Genomic DNA, 21017 nt, shown 5'->3' on the forward strand with positions numbered 1-21017 from the left:
CGGGAGCAATCCATGGCCGTCACCACCCAGACCATGACCGACGAGCAGCGCAAGTCCGTCGCGCTGGAGTACCTCAAGGCCTTCGACAACGGGGGCGTCACCTCGACCGGCGGCAGCATCCTGGACCTGTTCGCCGACGACGCGCAGGTCTGCTTCCCCAAGTGGGGGCTGGCCGGCGGAAAGGAGGAGATCGGCAGGCTGTTCGGCGACGTCGGCGGGACGCTGAAATCCATCAAGCACCACTACGCCGAGTTCACCTGGGTCTTCTCCGGCGGCGACCTGCTCGTCGTGGAGGGCACCAGCCACGGCGAGCACCGGGACGGCCCGTGGCGGGCCGGGGTGCCCGAGTGGGGGGCGGGGCGCTGGTGCGACGTGTTCGAGATCCGCGACTTCAAGATCCAGCGCTGCTTCATCTACCTGGACCCCGACTACGCGGGCCAGGACACCGACCGCTACCCGTGGCTGAAGGGACAGTCCTGATGGGACGCATGGACGGCAAGGTCGTCGCGATCACCGGCGCGGCGCGCGGGCAGGGCCGCGCGCACGCCCTGCGGCTGGCCGAGGAGGGCGCCGACGTCATCGTCACCGATCTCGCGGCGCCGGTGGACACCGTCGCCTACCCGGCGTCCACACCGGACGATCTCGCGGAAACCGTGGCGGGCGTGGAGAAACTGGGCCGCCGCGCGGTCTCGTTCGTGGCGGACGTGCGCGACTTCGACGCGCTGAACGCGGGCCTGGCCGGTGCGGTGGCCGAGCTGGGGCGGCTCGACGTGGTGGTCGCCAACGCCGGGATCCTCAACGCGGTCAAGCCGTCGTGGGAGCTCTCCGGCGCGGAGTGGCAGACGATGATCGACATCAACCTCGGCGGCGTCTGGCACACCACCAAGGCGGCGATCCCGCACCTGATCGACGGCGGCGGCGGTGGAGCGATCATCCTGATCAGCTCCACCGCCGGCCTGCGCGGCATCCCCAACATCGCGCACTACAACGCCGCCAAGCACGGCGTGCTCGGGTTGCAGCGCACGCTGGCCAACGAGCTGACGCCGCACCGGATCCGGGTCAACTCGGTGCACCCGACCAACGTCCGCACGACGATGATCGAGAACGACTCGAGCGCCCGGATCTACCGGCCGGATCTGGAGAACCCGGCCTTCGCCGACACCACCGACGCGCTCGCGCGCATCAACATGTGGCCGGTGCCCTACCTCGACGTCGAGGACGTGGCCAACGCCGTGTTGTTCCTGGCCAGCGACGAGGCCCGCTACATCACGGGCGTCGCGCTGCCGGTCGACCTCGGGATGAGCCAGAAGTACTCCGGCGCCTGAGGTCAGGCCGTGGTCGCGGCGGTCTCGTCCGCGGCGGCCTTGGCCTGCGCGGCGGCGACCCGCTCGGCGTGGCTGGGCGGGTTCGCCGGCACGTGCTCGGGGCGCTTGGCTTCCATCTCCTTGCGCAGCACCGGCACGACCTCCTCGGCGAGCAGGTCGATCTGCTCCAGCACCGTCTTCAGCGGCAGGCCGGCGTGGTCGATGAGGAACAGCTGGCGCTGGTAGTCGCCGACGTCCTCGCGCATGCTCGCGTACCGGTCGATCACCTGCTGCGGGCTGCCGACCGTCAGCGGGGTCGTCGCGGTGAAGTCCTCCATCGACGGGCCGTGGCCGTAGACCGGGGCGTTGTCGAAGTAGGGGCGGAACTCGTTCCACGCGTCCTGCGAGTTCTTGCGCATGAAGACCTGCCCGCCGAGACCGACGATCGCGGTGTCGGCCGGGCCGTGGCCGTAGTGCTCGAAGCGCTGGCGGTAGAAGCGCACCATCTGCTTCGTGTGCGACATGGGCCAGAAGATGTTGTTGTGGAAGAAGCCGTCGCCGTAGTAGGCGGCCTGCTCGGCGATCTCCGGGCTGCGGATCGAGCCGTGCCAGACGAACGGCGGGACCCCGTCGAGCGGGCGCGGGGTCGCGGTGAAGCCGCGCAGGGGAGTGCGGAAGTTGCCCTCCCAGTCGACCACGTCCTCCTCCCAGAGGCGGCGCAGCAGGGCGTAGTTCTCGATCGCCAGCGGGATGCCCTGGCGGATGTCCTGGCCGAACCACGGGTAGACCGGGCCGGTGTTGCCGCGGCCCATCATCAGGTCCATCCGGCCGCCCGAGATGACCTGCAGCATGGCGTAGTCCTCGGCGATCTTCACCGGGTCGTTGGTGGTGATCAGCGTGGTCGAGGTGGACAGGATGATGTCCTTGGTCACGCCGGCCAGGTAGCCGAGCATGGTGGTGGGGGAGGACGCGACGAACGGCGGGTTGTGGTGCTCGCCCGTGGCGAAGACGTCGAGCCCGGCCTGGTCGGCGTGCTGGGCGATGGTCAGCATCGACCGCACGCGCTGGGTGTCGTCCGGAGTTTCGCCGGTCGTCGGATCCGTGGTCACGTCGCTGACGGAGAAGATCCCGAACTGCATGACAGCCTCCTGCTGATCTGGTGTTCGGCCGGTAAAACGTCTCGCGCGGAAGAATATTCCTGGCGAGACTATCAGGAGGCCGTGCCGAAGTCCGGTGGACCGCAGCGTCGCGCCAGGGAGGCCCGCCGTGCGGCTACCGGCCGGCCCGGCGCCGGTGCGCGTCCGGGTCCAGGTTGCTTCCGCAGATGGTGATCAGTGCCGCCCGGCGAAAGGGGTGCCCGTGGCCGGGCAGGCCGCGGGCAGCTCGTGCGGCGGCCAGGGCCCTCGCGGGTGCGGCGATCCGGCGGCCCCGGCGGGCTTCCGGGGCCAGGTTGCTCCCGCGGAGGGTGGTCACTGCTGCCCGGCGAAGCACGGCCCGTGGTCGGCAGCCAGTGGGCAGCTCGTGCGCCGGCCAGCGCCCCTCACCGTGACGGTGACGGTGGTCGGCGCAGGCCGCGGGCCGGTGCGGCTGTCCGCCGGCCCGAGCCGGTGCGTGTCCGGCGACACGCTGCTCCCGCAGAGAGGATCACTGCCGCCTGGCGAAGCGGTGCCGCGCAGCCGGTGGGCAGCTCGTGCGGCGGCCAGCGCCCCTCGCCGTGGCAATGACCGTGGTCACCGCAGGGTGCGGCTACCGGCTGGTCCAGCGCCGAAACGCGTCCGGGTCCACGTTGCTCCCGCAGATGATCGTCACCAGGTGCCGCCCGGCGAAGCGCTCGCGGTCCTCCAGCACCGCGGCCACCCCGAGCGCCGCCGACGGCTCCACCACCAGTCCGGCGTGGTCGAGCAGCAACCGCATCCCCGTGGTGATCGACTCCTCGCGCACCAGGACCGCGTCGTCGGCCACCTGCAGCAGGTCGTCCAGCACCTCCGGGATCGGGAAGCGCCCGGCGACGCCGTCGGCGATCGTGTCCGCCGACTCCGTCGTCACGACCCGCCGCTGCCGCCAGGACAGGGTCATCGCGGGCGCGCCCAGCGGCTGCACGCAGACAACCTCCACCCCGGGCGCGAGCGACTTCACCACGTGTCCCACCCCGGTCGCCATCGCCCCGCCGCCCAGGGCGATCAGGACGACATCGGCCGACGGCGCCTGCTCCACCAGCTCCAGCCCGATCGTGGCCGCGCCCTCGCACGTTTCGAGGTCCAGGCTGTCCTCCACCAGCCGGATCCCGTGCTGCCGCGCGATGTCCGCCGCCCGCTCCCGCGCCCGCTCGAAGTCGCCGTCCACCAGCTCCAGCCGCGCGCCCAGCGCCCGGATCCGGTCCAGCTTCGCCACGGGCGCGGACCGCGCGGCCACGACGGTGACGTCGAGCCCGCGGCGGCGGCCGGACCAGGCCAGCGCCTGCCCGAGGTTGCCCGCGCTCGCGCACACCACCGCGCCCGAGCCGAGCGCGTGAGCGATCACCTCGGTCGCGCGGCCCTTGAAGCAGCGCACCGGGTTGGCCGTTTCGAGCTTGACGCTCACCGCGCACCCGAGGACGGGTTCCAGCGCGTCGCAGCGGTACAGCGGCGAATCGAGGAACACCGGGTCGATCACCCGGCGGGCGGCCCGGATCCGGCCGGTGTCCAGGCGGGTCGTCAGCACAGCAGGTCCAGTACCACGTCCCGCAGCCCCGGCGCCAGTGCGATGGTCGACGCCGAGGACACCGTGTGGTCGCTGCCGTCGGCGTCCAGGACCAGCCCGCCGGCCTCCCGCACCAGCAGCACGCCCGCCATCGTGTCCCACGGCAGGTTCGACAGGATGATCGTCGCATCGAGGCGGCCGTGCGCGACCCAGGCCAGGTCGGCCGCGGCGGTGCCGATCATCCGCACCCGCTCCGCCCGCGCGCCCAGCTGCTCCAGCAATGCCAGGCGCAGCCGGTTCTTCGGCCCGGCGTCCTCGCCCACCGCGAAGTCGCCCAGCGACACCATCGCTTCGGCCAGCGCGGTCGCCCCGGACACCCCGATCCGCGTGTCCCCGGCGAAGGCGCCGTAGTCCTCGACCGCGGTGTAGACCGTGTCCAGGAACGGCAGGTCGATCGCCGCCACGACGCTGCGCTCGCCGGACACCAGGGCCAGCGAGATCCCGGTGAGCGGGATGCCGCGGGCGAAGTTCGCGGTGCCGTCGACCGGGTCCAGCACCCACCACAGCTCGCCCCGCTCGCCGCCGTGCTCCTCGCCGACGAGCCCGATGTCCGGCGTCTCCCGCGCGAGGAACTCCCGCACCGCATCCTCGACCGCCAGATCGATGTCGGTCACCAGGTCGCGCTCGCTCTTCGCGGTCACCGACCGCGGCGCGCGCGAGGTGACGATGCGCCGCCCGATCGCGACGGCCTCCCTGGCGACGGGCAGCAGGCTCAGGTGGTCCACGTCAGTGCTCCGCGACGTCGAAGGCGTCCACCTGCGGCAGGACGTGCCCGAGGCGGTCGCGCTTGGCGGTCAGGTACCGGATGTTGTCCGGGCTGGCCGGCGCCAGCAGCGGGACCCGCGCCGACACGCGGATCCCGTTCGACTCCAGCGCCGCGATCTTGTCCGGGTTGTTGGACATCAGCCGCACCGACCGCACGCCCAGGTGGCGCAGCACCCGCGCGGCCGGGCTGTAGTCGCGCACGTCCACCGGCAGCCCGAGACTGGTGGCCGAGTCGACGGTGTCCAGCCCTTCGTCCTGCAGCACGTGCGTGCGCACCTTCGCCACCAGCCCGATCCCGCGTCCCTCGTGCCCGCGCAGGTACACCAGCACTCCGCTGCCTTCGCGCACGATCGCATCCAGTGCGGCGTCCAGCTGTTCGCCGCACTCGCAGCGCACCGCGCCGAACACGTCGCCGGTGAGGCACTCCGAATGCACCCGCACCAGCACGTCGTCGCGGCGCAGCCGGCCGTGGGCGAGCGCGAGGTGCTCGGCACCGTCGCGGAACGCCACGCTCCGGAACTTGCCGCGCCGGGTGACCAGCGTCGATTCGGCGATCTCCATGGGTTCCCCTCGTCGTCGACCGGGAACTTGCCCTACCCGGTATACCTGATCTGATGAGTCCGCTGCCGCCGGAGACCACCGACGACGTGCGCGGGGCCGCCGTGGCGGTGCTGCCCGTCGGGAGCCTGGAACAGCACGGCCCGCACCTGCCGCTGACCACCGACACCCTGATCGCCTGCGCGGTCGCGTCGCGGATCGCCCACGACCACGGCTTCTGGCTGCTGCCGCCGGTCACGGTGTCCTGCTCGCACGAGCACGCCGCGTGGCCGGGCACGGTGAGCATCTCGGTCACCACGCTGGTCGCGGTGGTCCAGGACGTCGCCGCCTCCCTGCGGGCCTCCGGCGTTGGCAGGCTCGTGCTGGTCAACGGGCACGGCGGCAACCACGTCCTCGCCAACGTCGTGCAGCAGGCCGGCGGCTCGATGGTCCTGTTCCCCACGTACGGCGAGTGGCAGGAGGCGCGCGTGGCGGCCGGCGTGCGCACCTCCAACGACGAGGACATGCACGCCGGCGAGCTGGAGACCTCGATCCTGCTCTGCACCGCCCCGGAGGTGGTCAGACCGGGCTACGAGACGGCGGACTCGGCACCCGGCGATCTGCGCCACCTCCTCTCGCTCGGACTGGCCCCCTACACGGAATCGGGCGTGGCCGGTCATCCGTCACTGGCTTCGCCGGAGAAAGGCCGGGCGGTGCTGGACGCGCTGGCCCGCGCGTTCCGGGTGCACCTGCCCCTTCTCGGGTCCTGAGCGCCAGGACCCCGGGCAGCGCCGCGACGAGCGAGAGCACCCCGTAGACGACGGCGGTGGTGATGCCCGTGCCCGCGCCGAGGCCGGTGGCTGAAAACGCGACCGCGGTGAACCCCTCGCGCGGTCCCCAGCCGCCGACGTTCAGCGGCAGCGCCATGACGACCAGCGCGAGGACGATCAGCGGGACGAGGGTGGTGACCGGCGCGGTCACCCCAGTCAGCCGCGCGGCGAGGAGGAACAGGGCGACGTGCCCGGCGATGGTGAGCGCCGACAGCGCCACGATGCCCGCCGCGGTGCGCCCGCCGAGCAGGGCCCGGGCGTCGGTGAGGGTCCGGGTGGCCGCGCCGCGCCAGGTCGGTTTCGCGGCGAGCAGCCCGGCGACCACGAGCGCGGCGCCGAGCAGGACGAGCAGCCCGGGGGCGGTGGACAGGCCGGGCAGCAGGTCCGGGTGCAGGGCGAGCGCGGTGACGCCGGCGACGAGCAGCACGGCCTGCCCGGCGAACCGTTCGAGCACGACGGCGCGAACGCCGCGGCCCACGTCGCCGGAGTCGCGGCCGTGGCTGACGGCGCGGTCGACGTCGCCGAGGACCCCGGCGGGCAGCACCGAGTTGAGCAGGGTGGAGCGGTAGTAGGCGCTGACTGCGGCCGGCAGCCGCAGCGGCAGGCCGAGGCCGCGGGTGACGAGGACCCACCTTCCGGCGGCGGTGAGGGTGGTCAGCAGCCCGATCGCCAGCGCGAGCACGACTGATCGGGTGTCGATGAGCCGCAGCCCGGTGAGGAACGCGCCGGTGCCGACCTTCCAGACCAGGGTGGTGAGGATGCCGGCCGCGGCGAGCAGGCGGAGCCACGGCCAGAGGCGGGCCGCGGTCCCGGCGGTGCGGGTGGTCATTGGGCTCCGATCGTCGGGGTGGGTTTGACCGATCGGGCGTCGGTGAGTCTGGGTGTGCCGGTGCCGACCTTCCAGACCAGGGTGGTGAGGATGCCGGCCGCGGCGAGCAGGCGGAGCCACGGCCAGAGGCGGGCTGCGGTCCCGGTGGTGGGGGTGGTCATTGGGCTCCGATCGCCGGGGTGGGTTTGGCCGATCGGGTATCGGTGAGTCTGGGCAATCCGGCGGTGCCGACCTTCCCAGCGAGGGTGAGGATCCCGGCCGCGGCGAGCAGGCGGAGCCAAGGCCAGAGGCGGGCTGCCGTACCGCGGGTGGTGGTGGGGCTGGTCATCGGGCTCCGATCACTGGCGTGGGCACAGCCGATCGGGCGTCGGTGAGTCCGGGTGCGCTGGTGCCGACCTTCCAGACGAGGGTGACGAGGATCCCGGCCGCGGCGGCCAAGCGGAGCCATGGCCAGAGGCGGGCTGCCGTGCCGCGGGTGGTGGGGCTGGTCATCGGGCTCCGGTCGTCGGCGCGAGCAGGCGCAGCCACCGCCACAGCCGCCCTCCCGGTGGCGCGGGTCGTCATCGGGCTCCGATCGCCAGCAGGTCGGTGTGGTGCACGACCACCTCCAGCTCGCCCGCCGCGCAGGCGGCCAGCCGCCGCCGGGTGTAGGCCTCGGTGTCCAGCCACGGTTCCTGCAGCCGGGCGGCGGCGACCCAGCCGCGGAACCACTGTTCGGTCAGCTCACGCTGCTCCGGCCCGAGCCGCCACGGGCTGGGGGCGCGGTGCACCACCGCGCCGCGCCGCTCGAAGGCCCACGTCGCCACCGCGATCGCGTCCGGGCCGAGCAGCGCGCCGCGCCGCTGGTGGGCGTTGAAGGCCGCGGTGAGGTCCGCGTCGAGCGGGTCCGCGGGCGTCAGCTCGACCCGCCCGGCGACCGACAACGTCAGCAGCGCCGCGCACCCCGCCGCGGCGCACGCGTCGGCGATCGTGTCCACATCGGACGGTGTCAGCAGGTCCAGCAGCGCCGAGGCGGTGAGCAGCGACGTGCCGGTCAGGTCCAAGCCGTCGAGCTCGCCGCAGCGGGTCTCGAACGTCGCCTCGCGGACCGAGGCGCGCGCGAGCAGGCCGGGGTCGCGGTCGTGCAGGACCCAGTGCTGCGGGACGCCCAGCCGCGGCGCGAGCCACCGGCCCATCGACCCGGTGCCCGCACCGAGGTCGCGGACGACCAGCGGGGCGGGACGGTCGCCCAGCCACCGCCGCAGCGGGGTGAGCAGTTCCGCCGCCCGCGCGGCCGCGTCGGCGGGTTCGCGCAGCGCCAGCCAGTCCGGGGCGCAGCGGGTCGTGTCCGCGCTGCCGGGTGCGCCGGGCCCGGCGCCGTCCCATCGGTCGTGTGCCACACCCCTGTCACGGACGCGCCCCCGGTTCCGGTTCAACCAGGATCCGGTCCATCACCCGCGCGGTGGTCGCCCACGGCAACAACCCGTCACGCCGGGAACGGGCCGCCCGGCGCAGCGCCGACCGCGTTTCCGTCGAGGTCAGCCAGGTGCGCAGGGCCCCGGCCAGCGCGTCCACGTCGCCGGGCGGCACCACGATCCCGGGCGGCGACCCGTCCGCCGCCCGGCCGAGCGCCTCGGTCTCCACCGACGTCAGCACCGGGATCCCGCGCGCCAGCGCCTCCGTCACCACCATCCCGTAGGTCTCCGACCGCGACGGCAGCACCAGCAGCCCGGCCCGCGCGTACGCCTGCTCCAGCGCCGACCCGGTCAGCGGCCCGGTGATCGTCACCCGCGCCGCCAGCCCGAGCCGTGCCACCAGGTCCCGCACCCGCGCGGCGAAGGCAGGGGAGCGGTGCACTGGCCCGACCAGCCGGCACACCCAGTCCAGGTCCGCCACCGCGGCCAGGGCCTCGACCAGCACGTCCTGCCCCTTGTGCGGGGTCAGCGACGCCACACACAGCAATTCCTCACCCGACGACAGCGGCGCGGGATCCGTGCCGGGCGTGACCACGTGCACCCGGTCCCGGGGCAACCCGTGGTGGCGCACCAGCCGCGCGGCCGTCCGCGCGCTGGGCGTGACCACCGCCGACGCCGCCCGCAACGTCGACCGCTCCAAGGCGTCCAGCTCCGCGTGCGCTCCGGTCTCGTCGGCCAGCGGCATGTGCACCAGCACCACCAGCCGCAGCCGCGCGGCGTGCGGCACCACCACGTCCGGTACGCCGCACGCCACCAGTCCGTCGATCGCCACCAGCGACCCCGGCTCGGCGGCCGCCAGCGCGCGGCCCAGCGCGGCGCGCGCCGCCTCAGACGGGTGTGGCCACGACCCGGGGATCGCGACCTCCCGCACCGGCCTGCCCAGCGCGGTCAGCTCCCGGCTGATCCGCCGGTCGTAGACGTTGCCGCCGCTGGGCAGTTCCGGATCGTCGACGTCACCCGGAAGGATGAAGATCACGGTCGTAGCTCGCCCACGCCACGTGCGATTCACGCAGTGTCACCGAGATCCCCGCCAGCCCGTGCGCGCCCGCGCCGAGCGCACCCGAGTGCACGCGGTCGGCGAGCCGGTCGGCGATCACCTTCGCCAGGAACTCCGTGGACGTGTTGACCCCGGCGAACTCCGGCACCTCGTCCAGGTTGCGGTAGTTGAGGTCGGCCAGCACGGCGCCCAGCTGCTGGGCCGCCAGCCCGATGTCGACGACGATGTTGTCCGCGTCCAGTTCGGCGCGGCGGAACGTCGCGTCCACCACGAACGTCGCGCCGTGCAGGCGCTGGGCGGGGCCGAACACCTCGCCGCGGAAGCTGTGGGCGACCATCACGTGGTCGCGGACGGTGACGCTGAACAAGGGCCCTCCTACGGGTAGACGACGCGGTGGCACAGCGCGGGGATCGCGCCCGAGGCCAGCCCGGGCATGACCGACGGCAGGTCCTCGAACGCGCACTCCCCGGTGATCAGGGTGTCGAACACGGGATCGGCGAGCAGCTCCAGCGCCAGCGCGAGCCGGTCGCCGAAGCCGCGCCGCGACCGCCGGGCCGGGGACACCATGCCGACCTGGCTGCCGCGGATCGTCAGCCGCCGCGAGTGGAAGAACTCGCCGAGCGGCACGCTGACCCGCCGGTCGCCGTACCAGCTCAGCTCGACGACCTCGCCCTCCGGCGCCACCAGCTCCAGCGCCCTGGCCAGGCCGGCATCGGTCCCGCTCGTGTGCACCACCAGGTCGCAGCCCTCGGCGGCGTCGCCGGGCAGGGCGAACTCCACGCCCAGCGCCGCCGCCACCGCGGCCCGCTCCGGGTCCACGTCGACCAGCTGCGCCCGCACCGCCGGGAAGCGCGCCAGCAGCGCCGCGACCGCGCAGCCGACCATGCCGCCGCCGACCACGGCGACCCGGTCCCCGAGCAGCGGCGCGGCGTCCCACAGCGCGTTCACCGCCGTCTCCACGGTGCCGGCCAGGATCGCCCGCCCCGCGGGCACCGCGTCCGGCACCGGCGTGACCGCGCCGGCCGGGACGACGAACCGGGTCTGGTGCGGGTAGAGCGTGAACACCGTGCGCCCGGTCAGCTCCGGAGGCCCGTCCTCGACCACGCCGACGTTGAGGTAGCCGTACTTCACCGGCCCCGGGAACCCGCCCTCCTGGAACGGCGCGCGCATCAGCTCGTGCTGACTGGTCGGGACCGCGCCGCGGAAGACGAGCGTCTCGGTGCCCCGGCTCACACCCGAGAACAGCGCCCGGACCTCGACTTCGTCCGGCCCGCGCACGGGCAGCGGGACCGTCCGGACCTCACCCGGCCCCGGCGGGTTGAACCAGAACGCCCGTGCGGCACGTGTCATGGGCACACCTCCGGCGAAGGGACACGATCACCATGATCGTCCAGACCCAGCGTGGCACGGTTGCCGCCGGCCAGGAACAGGCCCTGGCGGCGTGCGGCCTGATCGTGCTGCTGAACGTGCTCGCGATGACCCTGGGCGTGGGGCTGCTGGGCTGGCTCGCCGGCGCCGCCTACGGCGCGGCGTTGCTGGGCCTGCTCGGCGCCGCGCTGCGCCGGTCCGGCCGGGCCGCGCTGGGGCCCGCGGACCGGGTCACGCTGACCCGCGCGACACTCGTCGGCGGTGTCGTCGCGCTGGTCGCCGCCGGGTTGTCCGGGCCGGTGCTGGTCGCGCTGGCGGCGGTCGCGCTCGCGCTGGACGCGGTCGACGGCCGGGTCGCCCGCCGCACCGGGACCGTGTCGCCGCTGGGCGCGCGGTTCGACATGGAGGTGGACGCGTTCCTGATCCTCGTGCTCTGCGTGCCGGTCGCGCTGGCGCTGGGGCCGTGGGTGCTGCTGATCGGCGCGCTGCGCTACGCGTTCGTGGCGGCCGGGTGGCTCGCGCCGTGGCTGCGCGGGCCGCTGACGCCGAACCTGGCGCGCAAGGCGGTCGCGGCTGCGCAGGGCATCGCGCTGGTCGTGGTGGCCGCCGATGTGCTGCCGCGGCCCGCGGCGGTGGGAGTGGCCGGAGGCGCGCTGGCGGCGCTGGTGTGGTCGTTCGGCCGGGACGTGGGGACGCTGTGGCGGAACCGGTGACCGCGCGCCGGGTGGCGGCGGACGTGCTCGCGTGCGTGCTCGTCGTCGCCGCACTGGTCGTGCCGAACAACCTGGCGCTGTTCGGGCCGGCGACGTTGCTGCGGATCCCGGTGGAGGCGCTGGCCGGCGTCGCGCTGGTGCTGGTCCTGCCGCCGCGGGGACGGCGGATCGCGGCGGCGGTCGCCGGCGCGGTCCTCGGGGTGCTGGTGCTGCTCAAGATCGCCGACATCGGGTTCCACCGCGCGTTCGACCGCCCGTTCAGCCTGGTGTTCGACTGGAGCTTCGCCGGGCCGGCGCTGAGCCTGCTCGGCGGGTTCGCGCGGGTGGCCGCCGTGGCCGGCGCGGTCCTGGCCGCCGTCGCGCTGGTGCTGCTGACGACCTGGGCGGCGATGCGGCTGGCCCGGGTCGCCGCGGACCACCGTGCGGTCTCGGCGCGGGTGGTCGCCGTGCTGGCGGTCGTCTGGATCGCGGCCGCGCTGACCGGGTTGCCGCTGGCGTCCCGCGCGACCGCCGCGCTGGCCTACCGCGAGGTGCGCGCGGTCGCTTCGGACCTGGCCGACCAGCGGGAGTTCGCCGCCGAGATGGCCGCCGACGCCTTCCGCGACACCCCGCCCGATGAGTTGCTGACCTCGTTGCGGGGCAAGGACTTCCTGCTCACCTTCGTGGAGAGCTACGGCCGGGTCGCGCTGGACGACCCCGGGGTGACCGCGTTGCTCGACTCCGGCGCCGACCGGTTGCGGGCCGCCGGGTTCAGCGCACGCAGCGCGTTCCTCACCTCCTCGACCAGCGGCGGGGGCAGCTGGCTCGCGCACTCCACAATGGAGTCCGGGCTGTGGGTGGACAACCAGCAGCGCTACCGCACCTTCGTCGGCAGCGACCGGTTGACCCTGTCCGGCGCGTTCGCGCGGGCGGGCTGGCGCACGGTCAACGTGCAGCCGGAGAATGGCGCGGACTGGCCGGAGGGCGCGGTCTACCGGTTCGGCCGGCTCTACGACGGCCGCAACATCGGCTACCGCGGCCCGAACTTCTCCTACGCGGCGATGCCCGACCAGTTCACGCTGTCGGCGTTCCACCGCAACGAGATGACGCCAGGGCACCCGCCGCTGATGGCGGAACTCGACCTGGTGTCCAGCCACTGGCCGTGGGCGCCGCTGCCGCGGATGGTGGATTGGGGCGCCGTCGGCGACGGCTCGACGTTCACGCACACCGGCCCGTCGGTGGACGAGGTGTGGTCCGATCCGGCGCGCGTGCGGGCCGCCTACGGCGACGCCGTCGAGTACTCGCTGTCCGCGCTGATCTCGTACGTGGAGACCTTCGGCGACGACGACCTGGTGCTGGTGTTCCTCGGCGACCACCAGCCGAACACCTCGGTCACCGGCGAGGGCGCGAGCCGTGACGTGCCGGTGACGCTGGTGGCGCGCGACCCGGCCGTGCTGGACCGCATCACCGGCTGGGGCTGGCAGGACGGGCTCCGCCCGGCCCCGGACGCGCCGGTCTGGCCGATGAGCGCGTTCCGGGACCGGTTCCTGACCGCCTTCGGGCCGTGAGCCCGCGGGGTCGCGGTCAGTGCGGCGCGGGCGCGGGTTCCAGCAGCAGCACCGGGATCCGCCGTTCCGTCGACTCCTGGTACTTCGCGTACTGCGGGAACACCTCGACCGCGCGCTGCCACCACACCTCGCGTTCCTCGCCCTCCGCCTCGCGCGCGATCATGTCGAACACCTGCTCGCCGTCGCGCACCTCGACCCGCGGATCGCCCAGGGCGTTGAGGTACCAGACCGGGTTCTTCGGCGCCCCGCCCAGCGACGCGACGGCCGCGTAGACCCCGTCGTGCTCGACGCGCATCAGCGGCGCCTTGCGCAGCTTCCCGGACTTCCGGCCGATCGTCGTCAGCACGATCACCCGCATCCCGTGCATGGCTACGCCCTGCGTGCCGCCCGAGCTCTCGATCTGCTCGACCTGGTTGCGGGACATGGTCATCGTGCCGGGCTCGTACTCGCCTGTCAGCGGCATCCGCGGGGTCCTTCCGGTCAAGATCGGTTTCCGCTGGCAACGCGATCACGGCCGGAGTGATTCCCGGATCGCCGGTTCGGACAGGACCTCGTGCATGAATTCGGTCAGCCAGTGCTGCGCCGGGGTGCGGGCGTGCCCGTGCCGCGCGTACACCGAGACCTGCGCGGGCTCGATGTCGAACGGCAGCTCCAGCAGCCGCACGCGGTGGTCGGCCGCGAAGACGTCCGCCACCAGCCGCGGGACCATCGCGAACAGTTCGCTGTCCTGCACCAGGTACGGCAGCGTGGAAAACCGGGTCACCTCCAGCACCACCCGGTCCAGCAGGCCCCGCGCCTCCAGCGCCCGGCGCGGGCCGTGGTGCCCGGTGGGACCGAACACCGCGATGTGCTGCTCCCGCGTCAGGTCGGCGAGCGTCACCGAAGCGCCGCGCAGCCGCGGGTGGTCGGCGGCGACCATGCCGACGTAGCCCTCCGCGAACAGCGGGATGCGCGCCACCCGCTGCGAGCTGATCAGCGGCGACGCCACGAACGCGTCGATCTCGCCGCGGCCGAGCTGGTCCACCGCGCTGTCCACGTCCAGCGGCCGCACGGTCAGCGTGACCCCGGGCGCCCGCGACGGCAGCGCCGCCATCAGCCGGGGCAGCAGCGACACCTCGCCGAGGTCCGACAGGCACAGCGTGAACCGGGCGCGCGCCGTCGCCGGGTCGAAGGTGTGCGCGCCGCTCAGCGTGGACTCGATCTCGGCCAGCGCGTGGTGCAGCGACGGGTACAGGGCCTGCGCGGTGGTGGTCGGGGCCAGGCCGCCGCCGGTGCGGCGGAACAGCTCGTCGGAGAAGCGGCGGCGCAGCTTCTGCAGGCTGTAGCTCACCGTCGGCTGGGTGACGTGCAGGGACTCCGCGGTCGCCGTCACGCTGCGCGTCTCGTAGAGCAGCACGAACGTCCGCACGAGGTTGAGGTCGAAGTCCCGCATCATCGATCCTGTCTATGAGGGCGGTCGGCAACATTGATTGGAGCACGGCCGGATGATCTGCCACCCTCGGGGCAACCCCCAGTGCCGAGGAGGACACCGCGCATGCCGACAGTCCGGAAGGTCGCCCACGAGTTCCTGGAACGCCGTGGCCTCACCACGATCTTCGGCAACCCCGGCTCCAACGAGCTGCCGTTCCTGGCCGGACTGCCGGACGGTTTCACCTACGTCCTCGGCCTGCACGAGGGCGTGGTGGTCGGGATGGCCGACGGGTACGCCCAGGCCACCGGCCGCCCGGTGCTGGTCAACCTGCACGCCGCCGCCGGCTCGGGCAACGCGATGGGCGCCCTCACCAACGCCGTCTACTCCCGCTCGCCGCTGGTGCTGACCGCGGGCCAGCAGGTCCGCTCGGCGATCGGGCTGGAGGCGATGCTCGCCAACGTCGACGCCACCCAGCTGATGCGGCCGCTGGTCGGCTGGTCCGGTGAGCCCAGCTGCCCCGGCGACGTGCCGCGTTCGCTGGCGCAGGCCGTGTTCGAGGCCGAGCTGCAGCGCCGCCCCACCTACCTGTCGGTGCCCTACGACGACTGGGCCGCCGAGATCGACGACAACCCGGTCCTCGACCGCACGGTCCGCCGCGGCCTGTCGCCGGACGCGGGCCAGCTCGACGACCTCGCCCGGCGGCTCGACGCCGCGCGCAACCCGGTGCTGGTGCTCGGCGGCGACATCGACGCACTCGGGCTCTTCGACCGCGCGGTGGCCTTCGCCGAGCACCGCGCCCTGCCCGTGTGGGTGGCGCCGTCACCGCACCGGCTGCCGTTCCCCAACCGGCACCCGTTGTTCCGCGGCGTCCTGCCCGCCGGGATCGGCTCGGTGTCGGCTGAACTCGACGGCCACGACCTGGTCCTCGTGCTGGGCGCGCCGGTGTTCCGCTACCACCAGCACGTGCCCGGGCCGTTCCTGCCCGAGGGCGCCACCCTGGTCCAGGTCACCGACGACCCGGGCGAGGCCGCTCGCGCGCCGATGGGGGAGTCGCTCGTCGCGAGCGCGGGCGCGGTCCTGGACGGCCTGCTCGCCCGGCTGCCCGCCCGGGAGGCCGGGGAGACGGCGTTCGCGCCGAACCCGGCGGCGGCCACCGGCGCGCAAGCCCTGCACCCGGAGCAGGTGTTCGCCGCGCTGCGCGAGACCCAGCCCGCCGACACCGCCTACGTGGTGGAGTCCACGTCGACCAACTCGGCGTGGTGGCGGCAGATGGACCTGCGCCGGCCCGGCTCCTACTTCTGGCCCGCCGCGGGCGGCCTCGGGTTCGGGATGCCCGCCGCGGTCGGGGTCGCGATGGGCCTGCCCGGCCGCCCGGTGGTCGGCGTCATCGGCGACGGGTCGGCGAACTACGGCATCACCGCGCTGTGGACCGCGGCCCGCTACCGGGTGCCGGTGACGTTCGTGATCCTGCGCAACGGCACCTACGGCGCGCTGCGCTGGTTCGCCGGCCTGCTGGGCACCACGGACGTGCCGGGCACCGAGATCCCCGGCCTGGACTTCGCCGCGATCGCCACCGGCTACGGCGTCCCGGCCACCACGGTGTCCGATGTGGACGACCTGCGCGCCCAGCTGAAGACCACCCCCGCCGGACCCCGCCTGATCCAGGTGGACACCGAACTCACCACGCCCTAGTCCCCACACCCCACAAGGAGAACGGCAATGACGACGTCTCCCGCCCGCTCGGTCTGGACGGCGGTGCTGTGCTGGCTGACCGTCCTGCTCGAGGGCTACGACCTGGTCGCGCTCGGCGCCACGATCCCGACGCTGCTCAAGACCGGGCACCTCGGGTTCACCGCGGCCGGCGCGACCGCCGTGGCCACCGTGTCGCTGATCGGCGTCGCGGTGGGCGCCGCCGCGCTCGGCCCGCTGACCGACCGCTTCGGACGGCGCATCATGCTCATCGGCTCGGTGCTGCTGTTCTCGGTGTTCACGCTGGTGCTGCCGCTGGCGCCGAACGTGGCCACCTTCGGCGTGTTCCGCTTCGTCGCCGGGCTGGGCCTCGGCGCGTGCATGCCGGTCGCGCTGACCGTGATGTCGGAGAACCTGCCCGCGCGGCGCCGGGCCAGCGCCTCCACGTTCACCATGACCGGCTACCACGTCGGCGCGGTGCTCACCTCGGTGCTCGCGCTGGCCGCGGTGGAGAACTGGCACGTGCTGTTCTACGGCGGCGGCATCGCCGGCCTGCTCGTGGTGCCGATCATGTGGTGGAAGCTGCCCGAGTCGGCCGCCTACCTGGAGGCGAAGCAGGACGCGGAGAAGTTCAGCTTCCGCGACCTGATCGGGCCGAAGTTCCGCCGCATCAGCATCGCCGTGTGGACCGGCTCGTTCATGGGCCTGCTGCTGGTGTACGGCCTGAACACCTGGCTGCCGCAGCTGATGCGGACCGCGGGCTACCCGCTGTCCACGTCGATCACGCTGCTGCTGGTGCTCAACGTCGGCGCGGTCATCGGGCTGGTGCTCGCCGGGACGATCGCCGACCGGTTCGGCATCCGCCCGATCGCCCGGATCTGGTTCGGCGCCGGTGCGGTGCTGCTGGCGCTGCTGAGCCTGAAGATCGGCAACAGCTTCGTGCTCAACGGGCTGGTGCTGCTGACCGGCGTGTTCGTGTTCTCCGCGCAGGTGCTGATCTACGGCTACGTCGCGCACGCCTTCCCGGCGCAGGCGCGGGGCACGGCGCTCGGGATGACGTCGGCGATCGGGCGGCTGGGCTCGATCCTCGGCCCGTTCGTGACCGGCGCGCTCGTGACGGCCGGCGTGGCCTACCCGTGGGGCTTCTACTTCTTCGCGGTCGTCGCGGCGCTCGGCCTGTGCGCGATCCTGCTTCTGGGATCGGGCAAGCGCGACGCGGCCGCGGTGGCGCAGGCGTCACCGGCGCAGGAAGGGCTCCAGCACTGACAGCAGCTCGGCGGGCCGGTCGAGCGGGATGATGTGCCCGCAGTCCGGGATGAGCCGGCTGGTCAGGTCGTCGGTGACCGGCCGCAGCTGGTGGGCGAGCGCGTCGCCGACGGGGTGCGCGCCGACCGCCAGGGTGGGGACGGTCAGGCGGTGCTCGCGCACGGCCGCCTCGATCTGCCCGGCGGTGCGCGGCAGCTCCCGGTAGAAGGAGAAGGCCCTGCGCAGGGCGGCGGTGCCGGTGTAGGCGGTGACGAAGGCGTCCCGGACAGCGGCCGGGACGCCCCGCCCGCGCGTGCCCGCGGCGAGGAAGAAGTCCAGGTAGGCGGCCTCGTGGCCGGCGAGGACCTCCTCGGCGAGGCCGGGCACCGCGTGGAACCCGAACCACCACGGCGGCCCGGCTTTGAGGAAGTCCTCGCCGCCGGGCAGCGTGCCGAGCAGCGACTCCATCAGGACCAGGCGGCGGGCGCGGCCCGGGTGCCGCAGGGCCAGGAGGGCGGCGGGCGGGGTGCCCGCGTCGATGCCCACCACGGTCGCGGACGGTTCGCCGAGGGCGTCCAGGACGCCCAGGGCGTCGGCGGCGAGGGTGCCGGCGTCGTAGCCGTCGGTGGCGTCGCTGCCGGCCCAGCGCTGGTCCGGGGCGATGACGCGGTGGGTGCGCGCCAGTGCGGGCAGCACCTCCTGCCACAGCTGCCAGGTGTGGGGGAAGCCGTGCAGCAGCAGGACGGCGGGACCGCTGCCCGCGGTGGCGACGGTCGTCTCGATGCCGTTGGTGCGGACCCTGCTCAGGGCGACGGGCATGGTGCTCCTCGTGCTGGTTACCATTGGTGACCACATCAACGTAGGTAACCGGCGGCGAGCCGGGAAGACGGCACTTTCCGCACAGGTGGTGAGTTCGAGGTGACCAAGGCGCCCAGGGGAGACCTGTTCGACCCGGCCTGCCCGACGCGCAGGCTGCTGGACCGGATCGGCACGAAGTGGACGTCGATGGCCGTGAAGGTCCTCGCGGAGGCCGCCCCGGAGGAGGTGCGCTTCGCCGAACTCCGGCGGCGCATGCCCGGGGTGTCGCAGAAGATGCTGTCCGCGACGCTGCAGAGCCTGGTGCGCGACGGCCTCGCGGAGCGGCGCGTGGAGCCGACGGTGCCGCCCAGCGTGCACTACCGGCTCACCGACCTGGGCCTGTCGCTGGAGTCGGCGCTCGCGGTGGTGCGCGACTGGGCGGAGACGCACATGGCGGAGATCGACGGGGTGGCGGCGGAGGGATCTTGAACGCCGGGAGCAGCGTCATCGGGGCGGCCGCCATTTGAGCAGGCGGTCGACGGCCTGGGCCACCTTCACATGCGCCACCGGCTTCAGAAGGTAGTGCGCGGCTTCGAAGACGAACGCGTCGACCGGCATGGCTTTCGTGCGCCGTGACCAGCACGACGCCCGGCCGGACGGCGAACCGGGAGACCAGGCGCGCCAGGTGGATGCCGTCGAGCCCGGGCATCCGCACATCGAGGAATACGCCGTGCGGAGAGCCCAGGGTGCAACAGCCGACCACGCTGATCGACGTTCCACTCACCCGTCCGGCGCAGCGACGGTCGCACTGCGACCTTGATCACAACCGCACCCGGTCTTGAACAGCGTTCCCGCCCGCTCTGTGTCCGAACTGTGTCGAACCTGCCATTCCGCAGGTAGTGCCGCCAATGAGCACCCGGAAACCGGGCCTTGAGGTTGCCCATTTCCGCCCCATCGGTAACGGTAGGTCGACCAATGATTTAGGTTTGACCCGTTCGGGTTACCGCTTGCGAAAGGAGGCCGCGCCCCTCACGACGGCGCGTGCGTATGTCTGCTGACTCTGAAACCGAGGCCCGCGCAAGAGTTCCCGAGGAGACCGGTACGGCCGGGCACCTCCCGGACGAGCACGTGCCTCCGGTCGGCGACGCGGCGGGCCCGCCGCGCACCGACCGCACGGTGTTCGGGGTCGCCGCGGCACTGGCGCTGGCGATCATCGTCTGGGGGGTCGCCTCGCCGAGCAGCCTGGCGAACATCGCGGACACCGTGCTCAACGACGCGGTCATCCCGTACGGCGGCTGGGCGTTCGTGCTCGCCGCGAGCGGTTTCGTGGTCTTCGTCGTCGCGCTGGCGATCAGCCGCTACGGCCGCATCCGGCTGGGCCGGGACGACGAGAAGCCCGAGTTCCGCACCGCGTCGTGGATCGCGATGATGTTCAGCGCCGGCATGGGCATCGGCCTGATGTTCTTCGGCGTGTACGAACCGGTGTCGCACCTGGCCAGCCCGCCGCCGGGCACCGCGGCCGCCGGCTCGGACGAGGCCGTGCACACCGCGATGGCCACGACCCTGTTCCACTGGACCGTCCACCCGTGGGCGATCTACGCGGTCGTCGGGCTCGCCATCGCCTACAGCACGTTCCGCCGCGGCCGCAGCCAGCTGATCAGCTCGGTGTTCGCGCCGCTGTTCGGCAAGCGTCGCACGGAGGGCCCGCTGGGCAAGGCGATCGACGTGATGGCGATCTTCGCGACCCTGTTCGGCTCGGCCGCCTCGCTCGGCCTCGGCGCGCTGCAGGTCGGCGGCGGCATGGCGTCGGTCGGCTGGATCGACAACCCGGGCACCGGCCTGCTGGTCGGCATCATCGCGATCCTCACCGTCGCGTTCATCGCCTCGGCGGTGTCCGGCATCGCCAAGGGCATCCAGTGGCTGTCCAACATCAACATGGTGCTGGCCGCGCTGCTCGCGGTGTTCGTGCTCGTGGTCGGCCCGACGGTGCTGATCCTGAACCTGGTGCCCAGCGCGATCGGCGACTACTTCCGCGAGCTGGCCGAGATGTCCGGCCGCTCCGGCGTGACCGGCGGCGCGGAGATGCAGACCTGGCTTTCCGGCTGGACGGTCTTCTACTGGGCCTGGTGGATCTCCTGGACCCCGTTCGTCGGCATGTTCATCGCCCGGATCTCCCGCGGCCGCACCATCCGCCAGTTCGTCCTCGGCGTCATCGCGGTGCCGAGCGTGGTCAGCCTCGTGTGGTTCGCGATCTTCGGCGGCGCGGCCATCCAGAAGCAACGGTCCGGTGTGGACATCGCGGGCGCGGGCAGTTCCGAGTCCGCCACCTTCACGCTGCTGGAGCACCTGCCGTGGTTCGTGCCGATGGCGATCCTGGTGATGATCCTGGTGTCGATCTTCTTCGTCTCCGGCGCGGACGCCGCGTCCGTGGTGATGGGCACGTTGTCGCAGAAGGGATCGGTCAACCCGCACCGCAACGCGGTGATCTTCTGGGGTGTGCTGACCGGTGCGGTCGCGGCGGTGATGCTGCTCGTCGGCGGCGAGGACGGGCTGACCGGCCTGCAGAACCTCACCATCCTGGTGGCGGTGCCGTTCGTCGTCGTGATGATCGGGTTGTGCGTGTCGCTGTACCGGGACCTGCGCAGCGATCCGATGGTGATCCGGGAACGCGAGATGCTGCGTTCGCTGGCCGAGATCCACGAGGAGCGCACCGGCGACGAGCGCAGGCGCCGCCGCCTGCGCGCCCGCCGCACCTGACGCTCCACGGCCACCCGGGTTCGCGCCCGGGTGG

At 73.2% G+C, this 21017-nt stretch carries 21 protein-coding genes and 1 pseudogene; 9 read left to right on the top strand and 13 right to left on the bottom strand.

Translation table 11 applies throughout. From position 1 onward, the window contains the following. The first annotated feature begins 12 nt into the window (after positions 1–12). Positions 13–480 carry a nuclear transport factor 2 family protein gene (locus tag L2C96_RS00395; RefSeq protein WP_237334632.1) on the top strand — a complete coding sequence of 156 codons (468 nt, stop codon included), beginning with the start codon at positions 13–15 and terminating at the stop codon, positions 478–480. Then, positions 480–1325 (top strand): mycofactocin-coupled SDR family oxidoreductase, encoded by an 846-nt coding sequence (locus L2C96_RS00400; protein WP_237334633.1) that lies wholly within the window; start codon positions 480–482, stop codon positions 1323–1325. The genes L2C96_RS00395 and L2C96_RS00400 overlap by 1 nt, the downstream gene beginning before the upstream one ends. 2 nt (positions 1326–1327) lie before the next feature. Here L2C96_RS00400 and L2C96_RS00405 read toward each other — a convergent pair whose 3' ends face one another. From L2C96_RS00405 to L2C96_RS00420, 4 genes are all read right to left on the bottom strand, one after another. Next, positions 1328–2443: an LLM class flavin-dependent oxidoreductase gene (locus L2C96_RS00405; RefSeq protein WP_020420088.1), complete on the bottom strand. Its 1116-nt coding sequence runs from the start codon at positions 2441–2443 to the stop codon at positions 1328–1330. A 607-nt stretch (positions 2444–3050) separates the two neighbouring features. After that, the gene (locus tag L2C96_RS00410) at positions 3051–4004 is read right to left on the bottom strand and encodes a threonine ammonia-lyase (protein WP_237334634.1); all 954 of its coding nucleotides are present in this window, start codon (positions 4002–4004) and stop codon (positions 3051–3053) included. Next, on the bottom strand, positions 3998–4768 hold the full coding sequence (locus L2C96_RS00415; protein ID WP_020420086.1) for an inositol monophosphatase family protein: 771 nt from the start codon (positions 4766–4768) through the stop codon (positions 3998–4000). The genes L2C96_RS00410 and L2C96_RS00415 overlap by 7 nt, the downstream gene beginning before the upstream one ends. Position 4769: 1 nt before the next feature. Beyond that, positions 4770–5369 (bottom strand): GTP cyclohydrolase II, encoded by a 600-nt coding sequence (locus L2C96_RS00420; protein ID WP_027929606.1) that lies wholly within the window; start codon positions 5367–5369, stop codon positions 4770–4772. A 53-nt stretch (positions 5370–5422) separates the two neighbouring features. On the opposite strand from L2C96_RS00420, the gene L2C96_RS00425 reads away from it, so the two are divergent. Continuing rightward, positions 5423–6115, top strand: a complete 693-nt coding sequence (locus L2C96_RS00425) for a creatininase family protein (RefSeq protein ID WP_237334635.1) — start codon at positions 5423–5425, stop codon at positions 6113–6115. Positions 6116–6191: 76 nt separating this feature from the next. Here the strand turns inward: L2C96_RS00425 and L2C96_RS00430 are convergent. The 6 genes and pseudogenes from L2C96_RS00430 to L2C96_RS00455 all read right to left on the bottom strand — a co-directional run. Next, a pseudogene (locus tag L2C96_RS00430) lies at positions 6192–7004 on the bottom strand (lysylphosphatidylglycerol synthase transmembrane domain-containing protein); the annotation flags it as partial. Further along, a complete protein-coding gene (locus L2C96_RS00435; protein ID WP_237334636.1) occupies positions 7001–7165 on the bottom strand; it encodes a hypothetical protein in 165 nt (54 codons plus the stop codon). The gene L2C96_RS00435 and the pseudogene L2C96_RS00430, both read right to left, overlap by 4 nt. Before the next feature lie 399 nt (positions 7166–7564). Next, on the bottom strand, positions 7565–8383 hold the full coding sequence (locus L2C96_RS00440) for an SAM-dependent methyltransferase (protein ID WP_237334637.1): 819 nt from the start codon (positions 8381–8383) through the stop codon (positions 7565–7567). A gap of 7 nt (positions 8384–8390) precedes the next feature. Next, the gene (locus tag L2C96_RS00445) at positions 8391–9434 is read right to left on the bottom strand and encodes a glycosyltransferase family 4 protein (protein ID WP_237334638.1); all 1044 of its coding nucleotides are present in this window, start codon (positions 9432–9434) and stop codon (positions 8391–8393) included. After that, positions 9412–9822, bottom strand: coding sequence for a 6-pyruvoyl trahydropterin synthase family protein (locus L2C96_RS00450; protein ID WP_237334639.1), 411 nt, complete (start codon positions 9820–9822; stop codon positions 9412–9414). The genes L2C96_RS00445 and L2C96_RS00450 overlap by 23 nt, the downstream gene beginning before the upstream one ends. 8 nt (positions 9823–9830) lie before the next feature. Continuing rightward, on the bottom strand, positions 9831–10805 hold the full coding sequence (locus L2C96_RS00455; RefSeq protein ID WP_237334640.1) for a zinc-dependent alcohol dehydrogenase: 975 nt from the start codon (positions 10803–10805) through the stop codon (positions 9831–9833). Positions 10806–10837: 32 nt separating this feature from the next. On the opposite strand from L2C96_RS00455, the gene L2C96_RS00460 reads away from it, so the two are divergent. Both L2C96_RS00460 and L2C96_RS00465 read left to right on the top strand, forming a co-directional pair. After that, the gene (locus tag L2C96_RS00460) at positions 10838–11536 is read left to right on the top strand and encodes a CDP-alcohol phosphatidyltransferase family protein (protein ID WP_237334641.1); all 699 of its coding nucleotides are present in this window, start codon (positions 10838–10840) and stop codon (positions 11534–11536) included. Continuing rightward, on the top strand, positions 11521–13083 hold the full coding sequence (locus L2C96_RS00465) for an alkaline phosphatase family protein (protein WP_237334642.1): 1563 nt from the start codon (positions 11521–11523) through the stop codon (positions 13081–13083). The genes L2C96_RS00460 and L2C96_RS00465 overlap by 16 nt, the downstream gene beginning before the upstream one ends. A 16-nt stretch (positions 13084–13099) precedes the next feature. Here L2C96_RS00465 and L2C96_RS00470 read toward each other — a convergent pair whose 3' ends face one another. Both L2C96_RS00470 and L2C96_RS00475 read right to left on the bottom strand, forming a co-directional pair. Next, positions 13100–13546, bottom strand: a complete 447-nt coding sequence (locus tag L2C96_RS00470; RefSeq protein ID WP_237334643.1) for a nitroreductase family deazaflavin-dependent oxidoreductase — start codon at positions 13544–13546, stop codon at positions 13100–13102. Positions 13547–13591: 45 nt separating this feature from the next. Beyond that, on the bottom strand, positions 13592–14518 hold the full coding sequence (locus L2C96_RS00475) for a LysR family transcriptional regulator (RefSeq protein WP_235716194.1): 927 nt from the start codon (positions 14516–14518) through the stop codon (positions 13592–13594). 99 nt (positions 14519–14617) lie between these two features. Between L2C96_RS00475 and mdlC the strand changes: the two genes are divergently transcribed. Both mdlC and L2C96_RS00485 read left to right on the top strand, forming a co-directional pair. Beyond that, entirely contained in the window at positions 14618–16186 is a 1569-nt protein-coding gene (mdlC, locus tag L2C96_RS00480; RefSeq protein ID WP_237334644.1) for a benzoylformate decarboxylase, read from the top strand. 27 nt (positions 16187–16213) lie between these two features. Continuing rightward, positions 16214–17449, top strand: a complete 1236-nt coding sequence (locus tag L2C96_RS00485) for an MFS transporter (RefSeq protein ID WP_020419890.1) — start codon at positions 16214–16216, stop codon at positions 17447–17449. Here L2C96_RS00485 and L2C96_RS00490 read toward each other — a convergent pair. Beyond that, complete coding sequence (locus L2C96_RS00490) at positions 17420–18247, bottom strand: alpha/beta fold hydrolase (protein ID WP_237334645.1); 828 nt, start codon at positions 18245–18247, stop codon at positions 17420–17422. The genes L2C96_RS00485 and L2C96_RS00490 overlap by 30 nt on opposite strands. Before the next feature lie 99 nt (positions 18248–18346). Between L2C96_RS00490 and L2C96_RS00495 the strand changes: the two genes are divergently transcribed. Both L2C96_RS00495 and L2C96_RS00500 read left to right on the top strand, forming a co-directional pair. After that, positions 18347–18715, top strand: coding sequence for a winged helix-turn-helix transcriptional regulator (locus L2C96_RS00495; protein WP_020419888.1), 369 nt, complete (start codon positions 18347–18349; stop codon positions 18713–18715). A gap of 558 nt (positions 18716–19273) precedes the next feature. Beyond that, positions 19274–20983 carry a BCCT family transporter gene (locus L2C96_RS00500; protein WP_027936145.1) on the top strand — a complete coding sequence of 570 codons (1710 nt, stop codon included), beginning with the start codon at positions 19274–19276 and terminating at the stop codon, positions 20981–20983. Positions 20984–21017 lie beyond the last annotated feature (34 nt).

Source organism: Amycolatopsis tucumanensis, from assembly GCF_021654135.1.
In the GTDB taxonomy this organism is placed as follows: Bacteria; Actinomycetota; Actinomycetes; order Mycobacteriales; family Pseudonocardiaceae; genus Amycolatopsis_E; species Amycolatopsis_E tucumanensis.

Bases quoted from the DNA above. Each gene is read 5' to 3' on its own strand.
- L2C96_RS00425 (WP_237334635.1), top strand. From the start codon at position 5,423: ATGAGTCCGCTGCCGCCGGAGACCACCGACGACGTGCGCGGGGCCGCC.
- L2C96_RS00400 (WP_237334633.1), top strand. From the start codon at position 480: ATGGGACGCATGGACGGCAAGGTCGTCGCGATCACCGGCGCGGCGCGC.
- L2C96_RS00460 (WP_237334641.1), top strand. From the start codon at position 10,838: ATGATCGTCCAGACCCAGCGTGGCACGGTTGCCGCCGGCCAGGAACAG.
- L2C96_RS00470 (WP_237334643.1), bottom strand. From the start codon at position 13,546: ATGCCGCTGACAGGCGAGTACGAGCCCGGCACGATGACCATGTCCCGC.
- L2C96_RS00420 (WP_027929606.1), bottom strand. From the start codon at position 5,369: ATGGAGATCGCCGAATCGACGCTGGTCACCCGGCGCGGCAAGTTCCGG.
- L2C96_RS00485 (WP_020419890.1), top strand. From the start codon at position 16,214: ATGACGACGTCTCCCGCCCGCTCGGTCTGGACGGCGGTGCTGTGCTGG.
- mdlC (WP_237334644.1), top strand. From the start codon at position 14,618: ATGCCGACAGTCCGGAAGGTCGCCCACGAGTTCCTGGAACGCCGTGGC.
- L2C96_RS00475 (WP_235716194.1), bottom strand. From the start codon at position 14,518: ATGATGCGGGACTTCGACCTCAACCTCGTGCGGACGTTCGTGCTGCTC.
- L2C96_RS00405 (WP_020420088.1), bottom strand. From the start codon at position 2,443: ATGCAGTTCGGGATCTTCTCCGTCAGCGACGTGACCACGGATCCGACG.
- L2C96_RS00490 (WP_237334645.1), bottom strand. From the start codon at position 18,247: ATGCCCGTCGCCCTGAGCAGGGTCCGCACCAACGGCATCGAGACGACC.
- L2C96_RS00455 (WP_237334640.1), bottom strand. From the start codon at position 10,805: ATGACACGTGCCGCACGGGCGTTCTGGTTCAACCCGCCGGGGCCGGGT.
- L2C96_RS00395 (WP_237334632.1), top strand. From the start codon at position 13: ATGGCCGTCACCACCCAGACCATGACCGACGAGCAGCGCAAGTCCGTC.
- L2C96_RS00435 (WP_237334636.1), bottom strand. From the start codon at position 7,165: ATGACCACCCCCACCACCGGGACCGCAGCCCGCCTCTGGCCGTGGCTC.
- L2C96_RS00500 (WP_027936145.1), top strand. From the start codon at position 19,274: ATGTCTGCTGACTCTGAAACCGAGGCCCGCGCAAGAGTTCCCGAGGAG.